Genomic DNA, 21,026 nt, shown 5'->3' with positions numbered 1-21,026 from the left:
CTGTTTGTGCATGATCCCTCACATACATATTATGAGCGACCGTGACGTTTGTTTTTCTTGTTATTAAGATTAAGAAACTCGGTGTCCTCTGACATTTCAACGGCATATCCTTCGTGCTGTTTGTTGAATTTGTTGCGGTTGTTTTGTCTGCCTTTATCTTTATTACGATTCTTATTTTCCTCTGACATGTGTAACCCTCCCATATATAGTGTGACATGTTTCTTTATTTTGGTTTAAATATAGGATGATATACACCAATGTGTTTTATTTTATATTGAAACCTGTTTGTGTTAGGATTGTTCATTGTACTGTTAGACTTTGGGGTGAAATTTGTCAGTACAAAAAAATTTGAAAGAGTGGTCATTATTTTTATAAAGAAACAATTTAAAGCAACATCGGTAAAATTACTTATCGTCACAGGATTGGCATTTATGTTATTACTCGTAGGATGCAGTGATAATGACAACAATAATGTCAATGGAGACGCGAATTCAGAACAAACAGCGATTAAAATTGGACTTGATCCATATGATTATGCAACGGTTCCAGCTTATTTATCAAAAGAAATTCTTGAGCAAGAAGGCTTTGAAGTTGATATTACAGAAGCACAGGTTGGTATATTATATGAAGCATTAGCCAATAAAGAAATTGATGCTTTTATAGATGTATGGCGACCAAATCTTCATGAATCCTATTTGGATAAATATGATGATCAATTTGAAACGGCTGGTACATTGTTTTCTGATATGCCTTTAGGTATTGCAGTTCCAACATATATGGAAGACATTAACACAATAGAAGATTTAACGGACAGCGCCGATTTGTTTGATGGTGAGCTGTATGCGATTGAGCCAGGTAGCGGTATGGCACAAACGACAGAAAAAATGGTTGAAACATATGACATGACTGGCTTTACCATTAAGAACAGCACGACAGCTGCTATGCTTTCTCAGGTGGAACAGGCAACAAAGAACGAAGAGCCAATCGCATTTAATGCTTGGCGCCCACATCCGATGTTCGTGCGCTATGACATTAAATTTCTTGAAGACCCACGTCAATCATGGAAGCTAGATGACGTAGAGATTGGGGTAACGCCAGAGTTGAAAGATGATGCACCAACTGCATATACACTATTTTCGAACATGTCGTTATCACTCGATATGGTCGAAAAATGGCTAATATCGATTGATGAAGGTTCGACACCTGAAGAATTAGCTGCTGAATGGGTGGAAGACAATCAAGATACAGTTGATCAGTGGCTTGAGAAGTAGCTTGTAAAGCAATAATTTATAATGTATGTGTCATTCACCCCGCCGTGCTTAAAAGATAAAAAACGATGAATAACAAGGCAGACGCGTTTTCTCTATCTCGCGTTTGCCTTTTTAGATGGTGTCTTAGTAGATTGGATTTATTATGAATATTCAACCCGCAATATGACGAAGTGTGTTATAATTTGATAGGAAAACGTTACATAAAAAAGGAGGGGTGAACATGTCTGTTAAAGATGAACGCTTATATGCAATGCTTATTTATTTAACAAGTTTTTTTACAACGTTTATCGGTCCATTAATTATTTGGATCATGAAGCGTGAGGAGTCTGAATATGTTGATTTTCATGGTAAACAATATCTGAACTTCTTAATATCCTACACAATTTATGGGTTTGTTAGTGCAATACTTATTTTTGTAATTATTGGTATTTTTATGTTAGTCGTTCTCAGTATTGCCTATTTCATATTTACGATCATTGCGCTTCTGAAAGCTTATAATGGTGAGAAGTATAAAATACCGCTCGTTATTCAGTTTTTAAAATAATGTGATTGAAAAGCAGCCCAGTCTTTTAGGCGTCACTTCAAGACCGGGCTGCTTTTTAGTGGGATTGATCATATTGATTTGTTTCAAACAAGTCAATTAATGCGATTTTGGGATGTTTGTCCTTGAACCATCTTAAGGAAAATTCGTTTTTAAATAAAATGACGTCATTACCGTCACGATCTCTGACGAGCATATTTCGTTCGTCGAATAAAGCTGGGTCAGCATCCTCTGCTGCAATCCAGCGTGGAATACGTTCTCCAATAGGCTCCATAACAACGTCGACATTGTATTCGTTTTTCATGCGATGGCGAAACACGTCATATTGCAACTCGCCGACTGCGCCAAGAATATGTGTTTCTGTACTTCTCTTTTTATAAAGCTGGATGGCGCCTTCTTGGACGAGTTGTTCGATCCCTTTCGTGTACTGCTTCGACTTCATGGCATTTTTCGGTGCGACAGTCTGGAATATTTCTGGTGGGAATTGAGGCAGTTCATCATACGTTAAAGCTGTTTTACCACCATATAACGTATCACCAATCTGGTACACGTTTGGATCATATATGCCGATGATATCCCCAGCATACGCTTCTTCAACCGTATCACGCGAGGAGGCGATAAATTGCTGTGATTGAGCCAGCTTAATGGCTTTTCCGGTTCGTGATAGCTTAACGGTCATACCTCTTTCAAAAACACCTGAGCAAATTCTTAAAAACGCCACTCTGTCGCGATGTGCCGGGTTCATATTTGCTTGGATTTTAAATATAAAGCCAGAGAAGTCTTCGTGATCAGGCTGGACTAATTCTTCAGTCGCTTTACGTGGTGCAGGTGGTGGCGCCATTGATATAAATGTGTCAAAAAACGTTTGCACACCGAATGGCGCGAGAGCACTCCCGAAGAATACAGGTGTTTGTTCCCCGGCTAGAATAGCATCCATCGAAAAGTCATCACCAGCTTCTTCAACGAGTGCCAATTCATCCTGACTTGCTGTGAAGGTGGCGTTTTTGGTGAGCGTATCATACTCTTGGTTGTCTAACTCTGAATAAGGAATGGTCGTTTCCTGTTCGTTTCCGGTATATTGAATAAATTGTTTGTTATAACGGTCAAAAATACCGAGGAACTGTTTTCCCATACCAGCTGGCCAGTTCATCGGATATGTTTCAATATCCAACACGTCTTCAATTTGTTCCAGTAAATCGAGCGGTTCTCGGCCTTCACGGTCAAGTTTGTTAATAAATGTAAAAATCGGAATGCCACGCATACGACACACTTTAAATAACTTAATCGTTTGGGCTTCAATGCCTTTTGTCGCATCAATGATCATGACGACACTGTCAACAGCTGTCAATGTCCTGTATGTGTCTTCACTGAAGTCTTCGTGTCCTGGCGTATCCAAAATGTTGATGTGATAATCTTTATATGGAAAATTCATCACGCTTGATGTAACTGAAATACCACGTTGTTTCTCAATGTCCATCCAGTCAGATGTGGCAAACTTGCCAGATTTTTTACCTTTAACTGTTCCCGCTGAACGGATCAAATTCCCAAATAAGAGCAGCTTCTCTGTCATTGTTGTTTTGCCGGCATCTGGGTGTGAAATGATGGCGAATGTACGCCGGCTGTTTACGTGTTCTTGTAGACGCATAAAAATCCCTTCTTCTATATCAAATTCATTATAATTTAGTGTGGCGGTATAAATGTTGTTCATGTGTGCGACAATCGGTCTACATCGGCACGACTCCTTACGTGGTTTATCATACGTTTAAACATAGCATGTAGCAGACTGGCACGTCAATATTCACACGTAGACTTTACAATGAAAAGACCTGCTTCTCTGGGGAAATCAGAAAAACAGGTCGACACAAAATGGCTTGTCATTATTGAGTTTGGGTATGTTCAACAAAAGCTTCTGCCACTTTTGCACGTCCTTCATGAATGTCTGGGTGAAATTGGATGGATGCTGCTTTGCGTGTCTCTAATACATTTGCAATAGCGTTGTCAATGCCGTGTTCAATGAGTTCAACCGCATCCATGACGCTTTTCGCAATCGATAAGCCAGCCACCTCGCCTTGTGCACGTGCTACTTTTGCACTTTCAATCCCAGTAATATTACCAGCAACATAGAGACCATCAAGTGGTGTTTCCATACGATCATTATGGACAGGGACGTGGCCCCCAAGTGATTCAACATATTGGAATGGACACCCCGCAACTGCGGCAAGCTCAGTTAATGGATAAAGGCCGCCTGCAATACAGACGAAATCAACATCTACTCGTTCCTCGGTCCCCTGTATTTCTTCGCCATCTGGCGTCACACGACAGACGGTTACCGCTTCGACGTGTTCAGTCCCATGAATTTCTTTAACAGCTTTACGTACATGAATCGGCATGCCCCACATTTTTACACCACCACGAGGATAAAATTGAACAGCAAGGTGGCGTATCCAATTCATTTTAGCAAAGGTACTACCAAATCGTAAAAAGGCAGACGGTGCCAAGTGAGCAATGCGAACAAGACCGTCCATAACTTTTTTCGGATGTGCATGCTCTGCAGTAACACTGCTTTTAATGGGAAGCATCATACTATGTAAATCAATCCCAGCTAGCTGCAATTCACGGGCAATAGCCGCTGACAGAACATTGACACCGACAATTATTCCTTTTTGACCGACACGAACCCGGTGGACGTTCGTCATTACCTGCGCCGCTCCAATTGACATCACACCAGGTAACGTCCATCCTGGGACAGGAGCAGCAGATTCAGCGGCACCTGTAGCAATGAGTAATTTTTGGCTTTCAAGAATGCCCTCGTTTGTATGAATGATATAACCGTTATTTGTTTTTTCAATATGGTGTGCTGAAACACCGCAACGAATATCTGTGTTAAGATCTGTTGCTTGTTGGAGAAGCGCGTCTGTTTCCTTAATACCGTTCCACCATTCACCATTTGGTTCTTGGTGAAGCTGTCCGAGTAAGCGTCCCCCTGGTTGAGGGAACTCGTCAATCACAACGACATTCAAGTCCCATTCCCGACATTTAATCGCAGCTGACAAGCCTGCAGGTCCGGCACCTATAATGATGACATCATGCATCTGAATCACCTGCCTCATGCGCTTTCTGTTTTTGAATGAATTCTGTGTACGTGCGTGGAAGCTCGTCTACATCATGTTCCGAGTTTAGTGGAACAGGCTCAGTTTGACCACTTGTTACAACCATGCCGTCTTTGAGTGGTGTCAAGCATGCACGTACACCAGATACACCGTTAACTGTTGTCCGGCATTCGAAGCAATGGCCAATATTACAATAAATGCCTCTAGGGGTACCACGCTCCTCATGAACCCGCAGCTGACGTATACCATTCGCGAGGAGAGCCGAAGCGATCGTATCACCTTTAAAGCCTTTATATGTATGCCCATCAAATGTAAATGTCATAATGTCCCGCTCGTTCATCGCTCCAAGAACTGGGTGATCTATAATACGCATCTGTTTATGTGTCATTTGTCCGACCTCCTAACGTTGCCAATGTGACCGGGCGTACAGGTGGCTGTACTTTTAAAGGGATTTGATCGCCGGGCTTTTCACCTGTTATATCCTCTAACACTTTGTCAACAGCAGGTCTGCACGTTCTCCCGCCACAATACCCCATACCCGCTCTTGTGCGGAGTTTAATCTCTCGGGCTGTCGCATCGTATTGTTCTGCGGTATCTTTAATGTCTCCTAATGTTACTTCTTCACATCTACAGATGATCATCTTATCCATTCGATTTCCTCCTTATCTCGAACACTTTGAAACGGCTTACATTTTTAAATACACAATCATTGACAACTGATTCATCGCTATTCTAACATATAAGTTAGAAAGGGATTAATGTTTTGTATGAAAAAAATGATTTTAATGGTAATAATATTGTAAATGGTTTGTGTGTATGCTTGTAAATGTACATTGGTGGGGGTAGGGAGGAAAAAAGATGACGATAAAATATAACACAGATGTGGCCATTATTGGCGGTGGTATTATGGGGTGTGCCATTGCTTATTATGTTTCAAAGGCTGGATATGATTGCATTTTAATCGAGAAGGGCGATATCGCAAGTGGAACATCTTCAAGATGTGATGGCAATATTACGATCGTTGATAAAGACCCTGGATATGACAGTAAAATGTCGCTCGTTAGTCAGGAATTGACGATTGATCTGGCCAAAGAATTGGATATTCCATTTGAATATCGCCCACTAGGAAGCATTCTCGTGTGTGATAATGATGCTGAAATGGAAGCGGCCATTGACTGGGTAAACATTCAAAATGAAGCAGGTCTCAAATTTAATGTTTTAGATCGCTCTGATATAAAGCAGGAGTCGCCTTATTTTGCCGACGATATTCCTGGTGGTTTGGAATGTGAAACAGATTCACTCATTAATCCTTATTTGTTTTGCTATGCTTTGATTGATAAAGCGAAGCAGTACGGTTTAAAGCTGTTTACTCAAACAGAGGTTAAGAACATCACGAAAGCCGATTCCTTTTCAATTGAGACGCCAAATGGCGAGTTTACAGCGAAAAAGGTTATCAATGCTGCGGGGGTGTGGGCGCCGTTTATTGGTGAGATGCTCGATGTCGATATACCAATTAAGCCTCGAAAAGGGCATATTATGGTCGGTGCACGCCAAAAGCCGGTCATGATGCGTAATGTGATGGAGTTTGGTTATTTAATGAATAAATTTGAACGGGAACGCATCGCTGATCCTGAAACGTTAGAGCACGGTGTTGCACTCGTTCTTGAACCAACAGAAAGTCAAAATTTTCTCCTTGGCTCAAGCCGGCAATTTGTCGGATATGATGGTCGGGTTGATATTAATGTTATTCGAACAATGGCGAGACGGGCCATGCGTTTCTTCCCAAAAATGGATGATTTTACGATGATTCGCGCCTATACAGGATTTAGACCGTGGACTGAGGACCATTTACCAATTGTATCTGAAGTGAACGCGATTCCGGGCTTCTATATTGCGGCTGGACATGAAGGAGATGGGATCAGTCTAGCTACTGTTACTGGTAAGCTAATTGCACAAATGATGAGCGACGAGGAAACGATTATTCCTGTTGATCCTCTTAGCTTCGAGCGGTTTCAAAAGATACCAAGTTCATAAAGCGGGCAGTAAAGGCGCATGGTTCTAAACTTCTTTTAATATGGACCCATGTGGCTTTTATTTGTCTACCAGCTTTGATGGTTGTTTTCATTAACACGGTTTCAATTCACTTCAAAAAGTAGGTGTTTTAAATGAGGCAACAGCCTATTTATGTAGAAACGTCGATTAAAGGTAATATGGATGCATTGTGGGACAAGACACAAACACCCGAGCTACATGAACAGTGGGATTTGCGATTTTCATCTATCACATATCTGGACAATGCAGATGGTGTCCAACATTTCACTTATGAAAGGCGACTCGCTCCAGGCATATACATTAAGGGATGGCGGAAAACAGTCGGCTACCATAATTCAGATGAAGGTACGCGAACGTCATCGCTTCATTTCGGAACAGACCAAATAACGTCTCCAATAAAGGAGGGGCGAGGATACTGGCAGTACACACCTAATGAAGACTCAATTACAGTTGTTACACAGTATGATTATGAGCCGGGTTATGGACGCATTGGAAAATGGGCTGATCAGCTCGTATTTCGACCGTTAATGGGCTTTGCGACAGCGCTTAGCTTTGATGTTTTAAAAGGCTGGGTGGAAAGAGGAGAGGCACCTGCTTTGCAATATCGGCGTTTGTTCACGCACTGGCTTCTTGTCGGTTTGTTTTTCTTTGTGTGGGCGTATCACGGTCTTGTTCCAAAGCTGTTATTTATGCATCCATTAGAAATATCGATGATACCTAATGTCTTGTCGATGACAACTGAACAACTGGAGCTTCTTGTGATCGGTGTCGGGGTATTTGAAATTCTCGTTGGCATGTTATGGCTCTTCTATCCTCATAAGCGTCACTTATATATATTTCAAATCATATTATTTACTGGGCTTCTTGGTGGTGCTGTCGTTGCTGATCCTAGTATTTTAACGTATCCATTTAATCCGCTTAACTATAATATTGTTCTCGTCGTCGTATCTATAATTGGTTATATGAATCTATCCAATCTACCATCGGCAGGAAATTGTCTAAGAGAGCGGAAAGATTGATGTCAATTTATCAGGATCTTAAAAGCCTCAAACACGTATGATCATAAAGTCGTCATTCGTTAATTGAACAACATCTGCTTTTAATGCTTTAGCTATATCGGCAGTCATTTCAGTGGCTGCTGTATCATTTTGTGCGTGTAATGCCAAGCAGTTACTTGCAATAATCCGATCTCTATTCGTCGTAACATAAGCTAAAATTTTAAAATCTGGTTTCATGGAAGCTTCTCTCGCCATTAGCTTTCCTCTCCTTTTGATACACTCATAACAGTATGAGATTTTTTTGCGCTTTCGAGAAGCGGGCATTTTTTCACAGCTTCTATGAAGGCGTCTATATCTTGTTTAATCGGAATAAGTGTAATAACGATACGTCCATCTTTGTAATCCTTCCGAGTGAAGTGATATCGTTTATTTCCAAGTGCACGTGTCGCTTCAAATAAAGCGGCCTGTCTTTGCCCGAAATGATCCAAATTGATACGAAAGTGTTGTTCGTTTGGCGTTATGACGACTGCTAGACCTTCCTCATGAAACATTGCTTGAGCATTTTCTGTCCCTAACAAATTGCTGATAAAAATATCATCGACATATAGGTTTGATCCATCAATATTAATGGTGCCTTGTTCGACGTCTGCAATATCTCCAATTGTTTTTCCTTTGGTGAAATATTTTAATCCGCCAGCAATGAATAATGCAATCATAAAACCGAAGATAGAGTTGATCCAAATATTAAATGGTAGAGTGGTCATCGTTATGGAAACCGTTAATGCTGTGATAAAAGCATTGTAATTACGGGCTTCGAATGTTTTAGAGATTCCATCGATGTATGCTTCTCCGCGATATGTATATTCAGTGTTCTCAAGATCATTAAGACTATCTCTCTCCATCTTTCTAATGTCGCGAAATTGCTGTAATGCAAGGGTTAGAAATGTAACAGCTACAAAGTTTTTACTGATTAAAGCAGGGACAGCAACGGCTCCGAGTGCTGCTGCAACAAAGCCTGTTACAATATGAATAAAATATCCATTCGGATAGCTCGGGTATTGTCGATAATCTTCTTTTAAAACCCATACCCTTGCAAGTGTACCTGCCACAATAGCAACAATGATTGTATTTAAATCTTCTGCTGATAAAACTGATTGATTGTCCATATTGGTATATCCTCCCTTATATATGTTGTCCTTAAATGTTATTTTTATGAACCTAAATCAGCTTGTCCTTTGAGGTGGAATCGTTTTCTGGAGCGTGCACAATACAGAAATGGGAAAAAAACAATACTGACTGCCGATTGGGCAGCCAGTATTTCACATTGAGCGTGTTCTATAACCAGGCAGCGCCTACAATGATCAGCAGGATGAACAACACCACAATTAACGCGAATCCACCGCCTGGATATCCACCGCCATAAGCTGGCGCTCCATAACCATAGCCACATCCACATTGACCCATTCCGTAACGCATAAAAAACCCTCCTTTTAATTTGGATTCAATTTAATAGCCATAACCACCAACGTAAGCTGTACCTACGATGACTAGTAAAATAAACAACACGACGATTAAGGCAAAGCCTGCACCATAACCTCCATATGATTCACCCATTTAAACCACCTCCATGAGTATGTCTTTAGTAATATATGCATGTAACCCGTCATGGGAATGGACACAGTCCCAATTTACTCGATTTGGGCATGTGCCCTTCTTATTAAAATCGGTTGTCACTTAATAGCCGTACCCTACAAATGCAGCTCCAACAATGATGAGCAAGATGAACAATACGACAATCAAAATGAAATCATTTCCACCACAACCTGAATATTGACTCATGCTGAACCCTCCTTATATAGTGCTTACGATTACTATACGTATGTGAGTAAAATATGTATGGGTGTTTCCCTAATTTAACGAAATCTAAATTAGATTTTTTCCACCTCGTGCAAGGACCTACGCAAACACATTGCAATCGCATAGGATGTTATATGGTTGTCAAGCAGGAGGTGAGAAAATGTCTGTACAGCACTATCACCAATTGTGCCGACGTCACAGAGGGCGTGCGGTAGAAATTAGAACGAGAAACGGCGCAGTTTATCGTGGAATCATTGAGGATGTGAATGAACGAAAAGTGTATCTTAGAGAAGTCAAGTCCGGGAATTTAGGTGGTTTTGGCTATGGGTTTTACCGACCATATTATGGTTATGGAAGACGTCCATATCCAGTCGCGCGCGGCTTTGGTTTCGGCTTCGGAATAGCACTGGGAGCGATTACAGGATTGGCTCTTCTACCATTTTTCTTTTGGTAATGTACGTAGCTAAAAAGCCAACGTTTGAAATGTTGGCTTTTTAGTGATGCAATTATGACATCTTAAGATGACGTGATGCTATTTTATCAGATGCTGTTTTTAATATGCTTGGCCAAGACATGTTTGATGCTTTGATATAACTCTTAACGGTGTGATAGCCAGCACAATATCCAGCCATAGGTGGATGAAAATGTGAGCCGTACAATAGTTGTTCAAACTTCGAATCATGTCTTGTTATATCCTTATGCGGTACAATAATCGTGTTCAAAATTTTATCGAGTTCTGTTTTGCTATAAAGGGCCGTCCATTTAGCGACATAGTTCTCACCGACATACTCACGGACGGCATTTTCTGCTAGACCTTCCATAATAATGCGATCTAACAATGTAAAATTATCATCTTTATCGTAATGCTTTAGTCGACATACATGATTGTATTCGTGTGTAAATAATGCTTGGATTTCTTCTTTTGAATTGTGCTGTGATACGAATAAAAATAGTTTGTCTTTAAAGGACAGACCTGATTTTGCATTGAAATCTCGTTTTAGGTGTGGATTGTCTTCATCAGATGGGAATATGAAAATGGGGACATCAGGACCATCCCATGCTTTGCTGAGTCTTTCAAACTGTGATGTGATGATCGTCCATATGTCAATCTCTCGCAAATGTTTGAGTGTTTTTTTGTGAATAGAACGATACAAGCCGTAATTTACTAAATGATCATAGATGGCCCGAGACGATGCATTCGGAAAATAGGAAGTCAAACGATCACACACTTTAACTGGGTCGTAGTGATCTTCTTTCAACCATAAATCTGTACGAACAATGCTCATATAGTCACCTCATATGAATAAACGGTTGGTTATAGCGTATGAGGCACAATTTGAAAATGTCACATAAGAGCTAGGGAATTTATAATAATGATCTAGGACAGATACATGATCGAAAATCCTAAATGATGAATACGATATATTAGATGTAATGTTAGTTTTATAAGGAGGTGTAAGATGATGTTTCCAATTAATCAAAGACCACCACGCACAAATCCAAGGGGGCAGATGCGCCCAGTAGCACCGCCAAGACGTCCGTTAGGCCCTCCTGTTAATCCATATGCTAAACCAATATCTAATCCCTATAAAACGGGAGCGTTCCAAAAGCCTTTTATAAATGGAGGTCCTTTTCAAGGTGGTGCGCCTGCCGTGAAAAGCTCTGAAAAAAAGGGCGTTGGCAATTTAACAGCTATGTTTCAAAACCCTGACGGCCAATTTGATATAGATAAAATTATGACAACCGCACAAAACATTCACAAGATATATAACGATATGAGTCCAATGGTGTCCCAATTTATTAAATCAAAATAAGAAGTGATGAATATTAGGCCGACTTTCGAGACAGAAAGCCGGCTCTATTTTGCTTTTTCAGAAATGGAAGTTGCATATATGACAAATGTCATATATGCAAACTGACACGTGTGACTTTTAATATATCCACTATAATTTTATGATAAAAGGAACCAAAAAAAGATGTACAGGAGGCGTATCCTTTGAGCCGTCAAAAACAAGCTGAATTAAAAAAATCTGCCGCACCATATGCGACCTCAAATGTAAAAGTGAGTATCAATCAATTAATCAATTCGATTGGTCCTTTTATACTATTGTGGTTCATTGCGTATCACAGCTTAAGCGTATCTTATTTCTTAACACTTCCAATCCTCGTAATCGCTTCTGGTTTTGTTATACGCATATTTATCATTTTTCATGATTGTACGCACCAATCATTTTTTAAAAGTAGTCAAGCTAACAGGATTGTTGGTACAATAACAGGGATCATTACATTATTCGCTTTTGAAAAATGGAAACGAAACCATGCCATACATCATGCAACAAGTGGAAACTTGGACAAGCGTGGCACTGGAGATGTGTGGGTGATGACCGTTAATGAATATGCCAGTGCATCTTTCGGGAAACGTATGTTATACCGGTTGTACCGTAATCCACTGATCATGTTTGGATTTGGACCATTGTACCTTTACTTGATTTCGAATCGCTTTAATCGACCTGGAGCTAAGCGTAAAGAGCGCATGAATACGTATCTCATTAATGTTTCCGTTATAGTCATTTATGGACTTTTAATATGGATGATTGGATGGCAGTCTTTCTTATTAATACAGCTGCCGATTTTGTTCATTGCAGGTGCACTTGGTATATGGTTGTTTTATGTCCAACACCAATTTGAAGATTCCTATTTTGAAAATGAGGATGAGTGGAATTTTGTCAAAGCAGCTGTTGATGGCAGTTCTTATTATAAGCTGCCAAAAGTATTACAATGGCTAACGGGGAGTATCGGCTTTCACCATGTTCATCATCTTAGTCCACGTGTCCCGAATTACAACCTTGAACAAGTTCATAATGCAACACCACCTTTAAAGCAGGCAACGACAATTACGTTATTATCCAGCTTGAAGGCGATTCGCTTCAGATTGTATGATGAACAGCACAAAACGTTTGTCAGCTTTCAAGAAATGAGAGCCATTTCGAGAAGAAGACAGCTGCATATTAAACTCAAGAAGAGAAAAACAGCGCTTCAACAAAAATAAGCTATTGTGTAAGTGAAAATCGATTACGAGCGCCAGGGGAGATCCAATTAATGCAAAAGCAAAGATGGTACCATATCATTCCGAAAAATACCGGTTTAAGCATTTATGCATGGGTTGCCTTTTGCTTATTACCATTTTATTTTGTATTTAAAACGGCTTCTCTTCCAGGTATTATTTTCGGTTTAATTATGATTTCTCTCTTTTTTACAGCATATCGGCTATCGTTCATTTCGAATGGATGGCCCGTTTATACGTCTGTTGGAATTGAAATGACAATTAGTATTTTGATGACCGTGTTGCTAGGGTACGTATACTTCTCGCTATTTCTAGCCTTTTACATTGGTAATGTCCAAAAAAAGGCAGCCTTTGTATCATTGTATGTTACACATCTTGTAACGACGCTCATTGCTGTTGGGATCGGTTTTTTCACACAGACAGATGTATTCTCATCACAACTCCCATTTATCATCCTGAGCATCATCGGTGTGATGTTTTTGCCAGTTAGCTTATTTAGTCGTAATAAGCGAGAACAATTGGAGAGTGAATTAAGAGACGCTCATGAAAAGCTATCTGATATGGCTGTGTTGGAGGAAAGACAAAGGATTGCCCGTGATTTACATGATACGTTGGGACAGAAGTTATCGCTTATTCGGCTTAAAAGTGAATTAGCTGAAAAGCTCGTTCAACGAAATGCAAGCCGTGCACAAGAGGAAATGGCTGATATTAATGAAACGGCTCGAATTGCGTTAAAAGAAGTCCGTGAATTAATATCAGATATGAAAGGCTCTAAGCTTAATGAAGAGATTGAGCAAATAAAAAAGTTATTGCAAGCTGCTAACATATCTTATGAGATCGAAGGCAATCTCGTTTTAGAGCATACACCATTACTTGTTGAACATGTACTCACAATGTGTTTGAAAGAAGCGGTCACTAATGTTGTCAAGCATAGTGGGGCGGAATCATGTCTTATTTCTGTTACACAGTCGTGTAGTGAGGTTGAATTGTTGATCAAAGATGATGGAGAAGGACTGATTGACCGTGGTGCCACATTGAACAGAAATGGGATAAGAGGTATGCAAGAGCGACTTGGTTTTGTGAATGGGACCCTCAACATCAGGACTCAGTCTGGAACGCATGTAGAGATCAGGGTTCCGAACGTTGTTAAATATTCAACATAGGAGAGATAATCATGATTCGGATTGTGATCGCTGAGGACCAACAAATGCTCCTTGGTGCGCTCGCGTCATTACTGAGCATGGAGAATGATTTTAAAGTTGTTGGGAAGGCTGTGAACGGAGAAGAGGCATTAACGCTCGTTCATCAACATCAGCCTGATGTTTGTATTATGGATATAGAAATGCCAGTCAAAAGTGGGCTTGATGTCGCGGAACAATTAAAGGACCAGCCATGTAAAACGGTTGTGTTAACGACATTTGCTCGAGCAGGTTATTTTGAACGGGCGCGTCAGGCTGGTGTGAACGGTTATTTGTTAAAGGATAGTCCTAGTGAAGAATTGGCTGAATCCATCCGAACAATTATGACCGGTCGCCGCGTATACGCGCCAGAACTCATTGATATGGCGTTTGAGCCTGGCAGTCCATTAACTGATCGAGAAGAGGAAGTTTTGTATTTAATATCAGAAGGAAAAAAAACAAAGGCAATCGCGCAAACCCTTCATTTAACGAACGGAACTGTTCGAAATTATGTGTCATCTATCCTTGATAAATTAGAGGTCGACAGCCGAATCAAAGCCGTTTCAACGTATCAACAAAAAGGGTGGTTTAAAAAATAGAATCTGTCTGTCTCCATTTACCCTCACCAAAGCCATACTTCAAAGACTTGTCTTTATAAAGTATTGATACAAAAAGAGCTGTCTCACCCAAGAGGCAGCTCTTTTAGATTGCTGTATAACCGTTGTATCTGTTATAGCGTATCAGGTTCAGGAATGTCATGACCGTTTCGATCAACCGTAATCGACTCAATTACTTGATCCTCAAGCGGTTTATCTGTTTGGTCGCGGTCGACGGACACAACTTCATCAACCGATTCCATTCCATCTATGACTTTTCCGAAAGTTGCATAATCCCCATCAAGGTGGGACGCGTCCTTAACGACAATAAAAAATTGGGAGCCTGCTGAATCAGGATGTCCTGCACGTGCCATTGACACAACCCCACGATCATGTGCCAAATCGTTTTTAAAATCATTTGATGAAAATTCACCTTTGATCGTATAGCCTGGTCCACCAGTTCCATTGCCTTTAGGATCACCGCCTTGGATCATAAAGCCAGGAATGACTCTGTGAAAAATGAGGCCGTCATAAAACCCATCTTCAGCGAGTGATACAAAGTTGGCTACAGTGTTCGGGGCAACATCCGGATATAATTCAATTTTGATTTGGCCACCGTCCTTCATTTGAATCGTCGCAGTAGGAAGGTCGTGTGATACTTTGTTGCCATCTTGGTCATCATTTTGATCACTATTTTCTTCGGTGTCTCCACATGCAGCAAGTATAACAAGCAATATTCCAGTAATGAAAACAAGCCATTTTTTAACGTTCAATTTTAGATTGTCCTTTCTATTAATACATATTTTGCCTTCCATTATAGCATGTTGACAGCAACAATGCGCTTCTGTCTTCTATCATTTTGACGCTTTATTTCTCCATATTATCATTCTAATATTCGTGAGCAGATTATTTGACAAGGCTATCATTTTTACACGTATCACCTATAAATCACTTATGTTGATCGCTGTTGTGACAATTTATTGAAGGACGTTGGTTTTGTAACAAAAGTCACATATTTGCGAGAGAACAGTCCTTTATACTTGGGTTAATCAAATAGATAAAGAGGTGAAGTGGATGCTCAAACAAATGCTTGAAAAAGATTGGGATAGAGTTGCAGATGGCATGGTTCCGAATGCCAAAGAGGAACTTGATCAGTCTCCTTATAGCACGCAGCTAGGGATGAGCATGGCTGATGATGCCCGTAAGGTCGTTGCAGGAAATATGGACATTCAATCGTTTCACAAAAAATATCATTCATCATTACTTGGTGAATTCGGTGACCTATTTACACAAGAGCCTCCAAAAAAAGATGGATCTTCAACAAAAGGTGTTAAATGGGGGATGGTTATAGACCTTCAAAAGTGTGTGGGATGTGATTCATGTACCGTAGCATGTAAATCAGAGAATCGGACCCCGCCTGGCATATCCTATAACGTTGTTCTTGAAGAAGAAGTTGGTGAGTTCCCGAACGTAGCAAAGGTTAACTTACCTATGCCGTGCATGCACTGTGATAACCCGCCTTGTGTGCAGGTGTGTCCAGTTAAAGCAACATTTAAGCTGGAAAACGGGATTGTCACAATTGATAATGACCGTTGCATCGGCTGTCGCTATTGCATTATCGCTTGCCCTTATGGTGCGCGCTCTTATGACTTTGGCGAAAGCTATGAAGATGAAATGTTAAGCTTTAATGATGTTACAAGTCCAGAGTATGGCATTGAACGTGGAGAGCGCGGAACTCGTAAAACACCAATTGGTACCGTACGGAAATGTAATTTCTGTCTCCACAGATTAGAACGCGGCGAAGAACCTGCCTGTGTTGAAACGTGCATTGGTGATGCAAGATTTTTCGGTGATTTAAACGACCCGAATAGTACAGTATCCAAATTGGCGAACAGTCCAAGAGCCTTCAGATTAAAAAGTGATCTCGGTGCGGGCCCTAACGTTATTTATTTGAAATAAGGAGGTGTGCGAAATGGAAGCTTATGCAAAACAAGAGTTACAAAAGGGACAAAAAAGTTCAGCTGCATTTAAATGGTGGATTGGTAGCTTAGTCGTATTGTTAGCGGTTGGCGGCTACTTTATTATCGAACGTCTCGTCTTTGGTCTAGAAACAACTAACTTATCATCCATTACACCGTGGGGTGCTTGGATCGCATTTTATATTTTCTTTGTCGGCTTAAGTGCTGGTTCATTTTTACTGTCATCACTCATTTATGTTTTTGGGATGTATCAGTATGAACGAATTGGTAAGATGGCACTTTTTACCGCTGTTGTATGTATGATTGTTGCATTAACGTTTGTATTAATGGATTTAGGACGACCTGAACGCTTTATGAATGCAATGGTCTTTTGGAACGTTATTAGTATTTTAGCATGGGAAATTCATTTTTACGTCGTTTATATTACGCTTTTAGTCGTAGAATTGTATATTGCGATGCGTGAAGATCTCGTACGTCTGCGACCAGCGAATAACATACGTGGTAAGATTGCGCGTATGCTTACGTTTAAAAACAGTACAATTACGGAAGAAACGAAAAAACGTGACCATCGCTGGATGAAAATTCTCGGTATCTTTGGGATTCCACTCGCCATTCTCGGTGTTCATGGTGGAACAGGTGCATTATTCGCCGTTGTAGGGGCTAGATCAGCATGGAACACAGGTTTATTTCCAATCATATTTGTTGTTTCGGCTATGGTATCTGGTACGGCATTATTACTCGCCATTTATATTATTAAAACAAAAGTAACGAAAGCACAGATAGACCGCAAGATGGTCATTTCACTTGGGAAAATGATGATCGCCTTTTTATTCATTGATCTCTTACTGCAGTTTTATGAGTACCTCGTTGGTGTTTATGGATTAGAACCACACCACTTGCATAATATGGCAATTCAAATGGGGGGGCCTTACAGCTGGTCATTTTGGGGCGTACAAATGTTCCTCGGTGCCGTTGTCCCAATATTTATCGTCTTTTATAAAAAGACTTCTGAAAATATTAACGCCATTTTAATAGCCGCTATCCTTGTCGTTATAGGGATTATTGGTGTTCGCTTTAATATTGTTGTACCTTCGCAAATTGTTCCTGTTTTCGAAGGGATGCCAGCGGGAGATTATTTCCCTACCCTCAATGAGTGGATGGTTAGTGTTGGAATTGGCGCAATGGGACTATTGATCTTCACAATCGGAGATAGGCTGTTGCCACTCGAGGAAAAACCTGAAAGTCTTGAAGGGGAGGGATCCTAGTGGAAGATAAATCGATGTCAAGACGTAAGTTTATAAAGGCGCTCGGTGCTTTTGGAGCTGTAGCAGCCGTCGGACCAGCATTTATTGGTCCTATCAAACAAGTCTTTAATGGTGTTTGGTATGATGAAGGACATGGCGTTGGAACAGATTATCAGGATTACGGTGCCGAGGATGTTATTTTTTCTACCTGTGAACAATGCAATACGTATTGTACAATCAAGGCTTATATAACATCAGGAAAAAAAGAAGGCCCATACTCAACGGTTATCCGAAAGCTCGCTGGAAACCAATATAGTCCTTTAAATATGGTTCCATTCGGCGCTATCGCTTATGCCACACCTATAGATGAAGCAGTAAAAGGTAATGGAGATGTAAAGCGTGGCGGACGCGGTGCACGTGGTGGCCGTATCTGTTTGAAAGGTCAAGCAGGCATTCAGACCGCTTACGATCCATATCGTGTTAAACATCCACTCAAACGAGTTGGACCTAGAGGTAGTGGAAAGTGGAAGGTCATCAGCTGGGAAGAAGCTTATGATGAAATTGTTGAAGGAAGTAAAGATCTCGGAACACCAGGCTTAAAGGAACTCTCTGCTTATGTACCTGAGGAAGGCGTCATGGCAGACTGGGAAAAAGTTAAAAAAGGTACTATGACACAAGCAGCATTTGATCAAAAATATAAAGATGTGCTCGTTGATACGAAGCATCCTGATTTCGGTCCTAAGGTAAACCAGGTGACATTTATGGTCGGTGACCGTCGTGATTTTGTCCAACGGTTTATTTCAAATAGCTTAGGAAGTAAAAACTATTATCACCATGGTGGCGTATGTGGTATCAGTTCAGTAATTGGTAATGTGCGCTCTTATTCAGGACAGAAAAAGAAAAAGCGGCAATATGCTGATATTGATAATACCTTGTTCTTACTCGTTTGGGGAACGAATCCTATGGTCGCAAATAAAGGACCAACATGGCTCGCTCCTAAAATAACGAACGCCATACAGAACGGTATGCAAATGGCAGTTGTTGATCCACGTTTTAGTAAAACAGCTGAAAAAGCTCAAATTTGGGCACCAATAAAGCCGGGTACAGATGCGGCACTTGCATTAGCAATTGGTCGCACCATTATTGAGAAAAATTGGTACGATGAAATTTACTTAACAAATCCAAACGGCAAAGCAGCGGCTCAAGATAATGAACCAACATGGAGTGATGCGACGCATTTGGTTAATTTGAGTGATCCAAAGCGTCCAAAGCTTCGTGCGAGTGATTTAGGCATTGGTACAGAAGAGCAATTTGTCGTAATTGAGAATGGTCAGCCAGTTCCTCACGATCAAGCAATGGAAGGGGAGTTAGAGGTTGATAAGACGATAAAAGGGTTTAAAGTAAAATCATCCTTCCAATTGTATAAAGAGCGTACAATGGAAAAGACGATCGATGAATATAGTGCGATTACGACCATTCCAAAAGCGCAAATTAAACAGATCGCTAAACAATTTACATCCTACGGAAAACGCGCTTCAATTCTTTCTTATCGTGGTCCGGCAATGCATGTGAACGGCTATTATACACAGCGTTTAATTGCGAGCTTGAATCACTTGATCGGCAGTTATGATTGGAAGGGCGGCAACATCACAACAGGTGCATTTTATCAGGAGTTTGCTGGTAAATATGACTTGAATACGGTGCCTAATGGTAAAAAGCCGTGGGGGATTCCAACTGGTCGAAACGGTGTTAAATATGAATCGACAAGCTTGTTTGAGAAAGATGGCTATCCGGCAAAGCGTCCTTGGTTCCCGTACAGCCCACAAACGGTTGGGGATGTCTTACCAAGTGCATTACATCAATACCCATATCCAATTAAGGCACTTATAACACACCGGATGTCACCAGTTTTGTCGGCACCAAATGGTCAAATTCAAGAGCAGGTGTTGAAAGATCCGGATCTATTACCACTATTTGTGGCATCAGATGTTCAAATCGGGGATTCAAGTAAGTATGCTGATTTCATCTTGCCAGATACTGTGTATTTGGAGCGTTGGGGCCGAGAGGCAATATATCCGAATATCACAACGAAGCTAGCAAGTGTATATCAACCTGTGACACGTGTATTCCCAAATGTACGTTCATTTGAGAATAGCATCATAGAATTAGCAAAGCGGATGGGCTTACCAGGGTATGGAGAAAATGCTTTCGCTGATGGCAGTTCTCTTGATATCGAAGAGGATTATTATATCAAGCGGGTCGCGAATATCGCTTATGATGGAACCCCTGTCCCAGATGCAAATGCCCGTGAACTTGAGGTGTTTTCAAGAGCGCGCAAAAAAGCACTTGGTAACTACTTTGATGAACAGCGTTGGAAGCAAGCTGTAAAACCAGAAGAATGGAAGAAGGTTGTGTACGTCCTCAACCGTGGTGGTAGATTTGAAGAAGCCGGTAATGAGTACGTCAACAATAATCATATAAAATATAGCTTCGGTGGCCAAGCGAATTTTTACGATGAAGGTGTCGCAGCTGGTAAAAACTCTTATGATGGCCAATTTTTTGAGGGCATGCCATTTTATGAAGAAATTAAATCATTCAATCGTAAACCGATACAACCAAAACAGCCGTTACAATTTATTAACTGGAAAGCACGGAATATGGGAACGTATCGAAATGTGAGCTCAGCTTGGTTAAGAGAAGTGAGAGCAGACAACTATATTTGGATGAACAAAGTTGATGCAAATAGGCGCGGTATCAAAACCGGTGATACGGTCCGGATTTCAAATGAGAGCATTACGTTAGAAGGAACAGTGTATGTGACAGCGGGTATCGCACCAGGTGTTGTTGGTAGCGCGTATAATATGGGTCAAAAAGGCTACGGTGTTGAACGCCATACAATAGATGGTCAAAAACAAAAAAGTCTACCAACCTACAACCATACATCGTTCAAGTTTAAAAAACCGATGCATGAAGATGATGGTTATCCAGGTGGGCGGGGAGAAGGATTCCCTGTTAACAAGCTAACTGAGCTAGATTCAGCTTTGAAAGATGGTGCCATTTACGATGAAATAGGTGGTGCGCCTGGACAGCTAGATATGTTTGTTGATATAAAGAAGGTATAAGGAACGTTAAACTG

At 40.7% G+C, this 21,026-nt stretch carries 23 protein-coding genes and 1 pseudogene; 12 read left to right on the top strand and 12 right to left on the bottom strand.

Features of this window, described 5'->3' with window-relative positions; translation table 11 throughout:
* Positions 1–29: 29 nt before the first annotated feature.
* On the bottom strand, positions 30–188 hold the full coding sequence (locus HPC67_RS02210) for a hypothetical protein (RefSeq protein ID WP_217585799.1): 159 nt from the start codon (positions 186–188) through the stop codon (positions 30–32).
* 243 nt (positions 189–431) lie between these two features.
* Between HPC67_RS02210 and HPC67_RS02205 the strand changes: the two genes are divergently transcribed.
* Both HPC67_RS02205 and HPC67_RS02200 read left to right on the top strand, forming a co-directional pair.
* Positions 432–1,271 (top strand): glycine betaine ABC transporter substrate-binding protein, encoded by an 840-nt coding sequence (locus HPC67_RS02205; RefSeq protein ID WP_217585798.1) that lies wholly within the window; start codon positions 432–434, stop codon positions 1,269–1,271.
* A gap of 220 nt (positions 1,272–1,491) precedes the next feature.
* Complete coding sequence (locus HPC67_RS02200; RefSeq protein ID WP_217585797.1) at positions 1,492–1,815, top strand: DUF4870 domain-containing protein; 324 nt, start codon at positions 1,492–1,494, stop codon at positions 1,813–1,815.
* A 55-nt stretch (positions 1,816–1,870) separates the two neighbouring features.
* Here the strand turns inward: HPC67_RS02200 and HPC67_RS02195 are convergent, their stop codons facing one another.
* The 4 genes from HPC67_RS02195 to HPC67_RS02180 all read right to left on the bottom strand — a co-directional run bounded on the left by HPC67_RS02195 (position 1,871) and on the right by HPC67_RS02180 (position 5,572).
* A complete protein-coding gene (locus tag HPC67_RS02195; protein WP_217585796.1) occupies positions 1,871–3,457 on the bottom strand; it encodes a peptide chain release factor 3 in 1,587 nt (528 codons plus the stop codon).
* A 232-nt stretch (positions 3,458–3,689) separates the two neighbouring features.
* A complete protein-coding gene (locus tag HPC67_RS02190) occupies positions 3,690–4,904 on the bottom strand; it encodes an NAD(P)/FAD-dependent oxidoreductase (RefSeq protein WP_217585795.1) in 1,215 nt (404 codons plus the stop codon).
* Positions 4,897–5,310 (bottom strand): (2Fe-2S)-binding protein, encoded by a 414-nt coding sequence (locus tag HPC67_RS02185; protein ID WP_217585794.1) that lies wholly within the window; start codon positions 5,308–5,310, stop codon positions 4,897–4,899. The genes HPC67_RS02190 and HPC67_RS02185 overlap by 8 nt, the downstream gene beginning before the upstream one ends.
* The gene (locus HPC67_RS02180) at positions 5,300–5,572 is read right to left on the bottom strand and encodes a (2Fe-2S)-binding protein (protein ID WP_217585793.1); all 273 of its coding nucleotides are present in this window, start codon (positions 5,570–5,572) and stop codon (positions 5,300–5,302) included. Before HPC67_RS02180 ends, HPC67_RS02185 begins: the two co-directional genes overlap by 11 nt.
* 208 nt (positions 5,573–5,780) lie before the next feature.
* On the opposite strand from HPC67_RS02180, the gene HPC67_RS02175 reads away from it, so the two are divergent.
* Together HPC67_RS02175 and HPC67_RS02170 are read left to right on the top strand one after the other, a co-directional pair.
* A complete protein-coding gene (locus tag HPC67_RS02175; protein ID WP_217585792.1) occupies positions 5,781–6,956 on the top strand; it encodes an NAD(P)/FAD-dependent oxidoreductase in 1,176 nt (391 codons plus the stop codon).
* A gap of 131 nt (positions 6,957–7,087) precedes the next feature.
* Complete coding sequence (locus HPC67_RS02170; RefSeq protein ID WP_217585791.1) at positions 7,088–7,993, top strand: DoxX-like family protein; 906 nt, start codon at positions 7,088–7,090, stop codon at positions 7,991–7,993.
* A 27-nt stretch (positions 7,994–8,020) separates the two neighbouring features.
* Here the strand turns inward: HPC67_RS02170 and HPC67_RS02165 are convergent, their stop codons facing one another.
* The 5 genes and pseudogenes from HPC67_RS02165 to HPC67_RS02145 all read right to left on the bottom strand — a co-directional run bounded on the left by HPC67_RS02165 (position 8,021) and on the right by HPC67_RS02145 (position 9,811).
* Entirely contained in the window at positions 8,021–8,227 is a 207-nt protein-coding gene (locus tag HPC67_RS02165; RefSeq protein ID WP_217585790.1) for a capping complex subunit for YIEGIA, read from the bottom strand.
* Positions 8,227–9,138, bottom strand: a complete 912-nt coding sequence (locus HPC67_RS02160) for a YIEGIA domain-containing protein (RefSeq protein WP_217585789.1) — start codon at positions 9,136–9,138, stop codon at positions 8,227–8,229. The genes HPC67_RS02165 and HPC67_RS02160 overlap by 1 nt, the downstream gene beginning before the upstream one ends.
* 169 nt (positions 9,139–9,307) lie before the next feature.
* A pseudogene (locus HPC67_RS15970) lies at positions 9,308–9,388 on the bottom strand (YjcZ family sporulation protein); the annotation flags it as partial.
* A 90-nt stretch (positions 9,389–9,478) separates the two neighbouring features.
* The gene (locus tag HPC67_RS02150) at positions 9,479–9,586 is read right to left on the bottom strand and encodes a YjcZ family sporulation protein (protein ID WP_217585788.1); all 108 of its coding nucleotides are present in this window, start codon (positions 9,584–9,586) and stop codon (positions 9,479–9,481) included.
* A 120-nt stretch (positions 9,587–9,706) separates the two neighbouring features.
* Positions 9,707–9,811, bottom strand: a complete 105-nt coding sequence (locus HPC67_RS02145) for a YjcZ family sporulation protein (protein ID WP_217585787.1) — start codon at positions 9,809–9,811, stop codon at positions 9,707–9,709.
* Positions 9,812–9,989: 178 nt separating this feature from the next.
* Between HPC67_RS02145 and HPC67_RS02140 the strand changes: the two genes are divergently transcribed.
* Positions 9,990–10,283, top strand: a complete 294-nt coding sequence (locus HPC67_RS02140; protein ID WP_217585786.1) for a tudor domain-containing protein — start codon at positions 9,990–9,992, stop codon at positions 10,281–10,283.
* 52 nt (positions 10,284–10,335) lie between these two features.
* On the opposite strand, the gene HPC67_RS02135 is transcribed toward HPC67_RS02140, so the two are convergent.
* A complete protein-coding gene (locus HPC67_RS02135; protein ID WP_217585785.1) occupies positions 10,336–11,115 on the bottom strand; it encodes a DUF2268 domain-containing putative Zn-dependent protease in 780 nt (259 codons plus the stop codon).
* Positions 11,116–11,289: 174 nt separating this feature from the next.
* Here HPC67_RS02135 and HPC67_RS02130 point away from each other — a divergent pair, with 174 nt between their 5' ends.
* The 4 genes from HPC67_RS02130 (at position 11,290) to HPC67_RS02115 (ending at position 14,670) form a co-directional block, all read left to right on the top strand.
* On the top strand, positions 11,290–11,643 hold the full coding sequence (locus HPC67_RS02130; RefSeq protein ID WP_217585784.1) for a YppG family protein: 354 nt from the start codon (positions 11,290–11,292) through the stop codon (positions 11,641–11,643).
* Between the two features lie 182 nt (positions 11,644–11,825).
* Positions 11,826–12,878: a Delta(5) desaturase DesA gene (desA, locus tag HPC67_RS02125; RefSeq protein ID WP_217585783.1), complete on the top strand. Its 1,053-nt coding sequence runs from the start codon at positions 11,826–11,828 to the stop codon at positions 12,876–12,878.
* A 50-nt stretch (positions 12,879–12,928) separates the two neighbouring features.
* Positions 12,929–14,056 (top strand): sensor histidine kinase, encoded by a 1,128-nt coding sequence (locus HPC67_RS02120; RefSeq protein ID WP_217585782.1) that lies wholly within the window; start codon positions 12,929–12,931, stop codon positions 14,054–14,056.
* An 11-nt stretch (positions 14,057–14,067) separates the two neighbouring features.
* Positions 14,068–14,670: a response regulator transcription factor gene (locus HPC67_RS02115; protein WP_217585781.1), complete on the top strand. Its 603-nt coding sequence runs from the start codon at positions 14,068–14,070 to the stop codon at positions 14,668–14,670.
* 131 nt (positions 14,671–14,801) lie between these two features.
* On the opposite strand, the gene HPC67_RS02110 is transcribed toward HPC67_RS02115, so the two are convergent.
* A complete protein-coding gene (locus HPC67_RS02110) occupies positions 14,802–15,482 on the bottom strand; it encodes a peptidylprolyl isomerase (RefSeq protein WP_217585780.1) in 681 nt (226 codons plus the stop codon).
* Between the two features lie 259 nt (positions 15,483–15,741).
* Between HPC67_RS02110 and dsrO the strand changes: the two genes are divergently transcribed.
* From dsrO to HPC67_RS02095, 3 genes are read left to right on the top strand one after another with little or no spacing between them, the layout of a single operon-like run.
* Positions 15,742–16,626 (top strand): sulfate reduction electron transfer complex DsrMKJOP subunit DsrO, encoded by an 885-nt coding sequence (dsrO, locus tag HPC67_RS02105; protein WP_217585779.1) that lies wholly within the window; start codon positions 15,742–15,744, stop codon positions 16,624–16,626.
* A gap of 13 nt (positions 16,627–16,639) precedes the next feature.
* Positions 16,640–17,911, top strand: a complete 1,272-nt coding sequence (gene nrfD, locus HPC67_RS02100; RefSeq protein ID WP_217585778.1) for an NrfD/PsrC family molybdoenzyme membrane anchor subunit — start codon at positions 16,640–16,642, stop codon at positions 17,909–17,911.
* On the top strand, positions 17,911–21,012 hold the full coding sequence (locus tag HPC67_RS02095; protein ID WP_217585777.1) for a molybdopterin-dependent oxidoreductase: 3,102 nt from the start codon (positions 17,911–17,913) through the stop codon (positions 21,010–21,012). Before nrfD ends, HPC67_RS02095 begins: the two co-directional genes overlap by 1 nt.
* The last annotated feature ends 14 nt before the right edge of the window (positions 21,013–21,026 follow it).

Origin of the sequence: Lentibacillus saliphilus, assembly GCF_019093865.1 — a bacterium.
Taxonomy (GTDB): Bacteria; Bacillota; Bacilli; order Bacillales; family Amphibacillaceae; genus Lentibacillus_B; species Lentibacillus_B saliphilus.
The sequence above is the reverse complement of the archived record's forward strand: the minus strand, read 5'-3'. Positions and strand labels throughout refer to the sequence as shown.

Excerpts from the sequence above, each read along its gene's own strand:
- HPC67_RS02165 (WP_217585790.1), bottom strand. The coding sequence starts at position 8,227 with ATGGCGAGAGAAGCTTCCATGAAACCAGATTTTAAAATTTTAGCTTAT.
- HPC67_RS02205 (WP_217585798.1), top strand. The coding sequence starts at position 432 with ATGTTATTACTCGTAGGATGCAGTGATAATGACAACAATAATGTCAAT.
- HPC67_RS02160 (WP_217585789.1), bottom strand. The coding sequence starts at position 9,138 with ATGGACAATCAATCAGTTTTATCAGCAGAAGATTTAAATACAATCATT.
- HPC67_RS02130 (WP_217585784.1), top strand. The coding sequence starts at position 11,290 with ATGATGTTTCCAATTAATCAAAGACCACCACGCACAAATCCAAGGGGG.
- HPC67_RS02170 (WP_217585791.1), top strand. The coding sequence starts at position 7,088 with ATGAGGCAACAGCCTATTTATGTAGAAACGTCGATTAAAGGTAATATG.
- HPC67_RS02145 (WP_217585787.1), bottom strand. The coding sequence starts at position 9,811 with ATGAGTCAATATTCAGGTTGTGGTGGAAATGATTTCATTTTGATTGTC.
- HPC67_RS02150 (WP_217585788.1), bottom strand. The coding sequence starts at position 9,586 with ATGGGTGAATCATATGGAGGTTATGGTGCAGGCTTTGCCTTAATCGTC.
- HPC67_RS02140 (WP_217585786.1), top strand. The coding sequence starts at position 9,990 with ATGTCTGTACAGCACTATCACCAATTGTGCCGACGTCACAGAGGGCGT.
- HPC67_RS02190 (WP_217585795.1), bottom strand. The coding sequence starts at position 4,904 with ATGCATGATGTCATCATTATAGGTGCCGGACCTGCAGGCTTGTCAGCT.
- HPC67_RS02120 (WP_217585782.1), top strand. The coding sequence starts at position 12,929 with ATGCAAAAGCAAAGATGGTACCATATCATTCCGAAAAATACCGGTTTA.
- HPC67_RS02200 (WP_217585797.1), top strand. The coding sequence starts at position 1,492 with ATGTCTGTTAAAGATGAACGCTTATATGCAATGCTTATTTATTTAACA.
- HPC67_RS02195 (WP_217585796.1), bottom strand. The coding sequence starts at position 3,457 with ATGCGTCTACAAGAACACGTAAACAGCCGGCGTACATTCGCCATCATT.
- HPC67_RS02110 (WP_217585780.1), bottom strand. The coding sequence starts at position 15,482 with ATGGAAGGCAAAATATGTATTAATAGAAAGGACAATCTAAAATTGAAC.
- dsrO (WP_217585779.1), top strand. The coding sequence starts at position 15,742 with ATGCTCAAACAAATGCTTGAAAAAGATTGGGATAGAGTTGCAGATGGC.
- HPC67_RS02135 (WP_217585785.1), bottom strand. The coding sequence starts at position 11,115 with ATGAGCATTGTTCGTACAGATTTATGGTTGAAAGAAGATCACTACGAC.
- HPC67_RS02115 (WP_217585781.1), top strand. The coding sequence starts at position 14,068 with ATGATTCGGATTGTGATCGCTGAGGACCAACAAATGCTCCTTGGTGCG.
- HPC67_RS02180 (WP_217585793.1), bottom strand. The coding sequence starts at position 5,572 with ATGGATAAGATGATCATCTGTAGATGTGAAGAAGTAACATTAGGAGAC.
- HPC67_RS02175 (WP_217585792.1), top strand. The coding sequence starts at position 5,781 with ATGACGATAAAATATAACACAGATGTGGCCATTATTGGCGGTGGTATT.
- HPC67_RS02185 (WP_217585794.1), bottom strand. The coding sequence starts at position 5,310 with ATGACACATAAACAGATGCGTATTATAGATCACCCAGTTCTTGGAGCG.
- HPC67_RS02210 (WP_217585799.1), bottom strand. The coding sequence starts at position 188 with ATGTCAGAGGAAAATAAGAATCGTAATAAAGATAAAGGCAGACAAAAC.
- nrfD (WP_217585778.1), top strand. The coding sequence starts at position 16,640 with ATGGAAGCTTATGCAAAACAAGAGTTACAAAAGGGACAAAAAAGTTCA.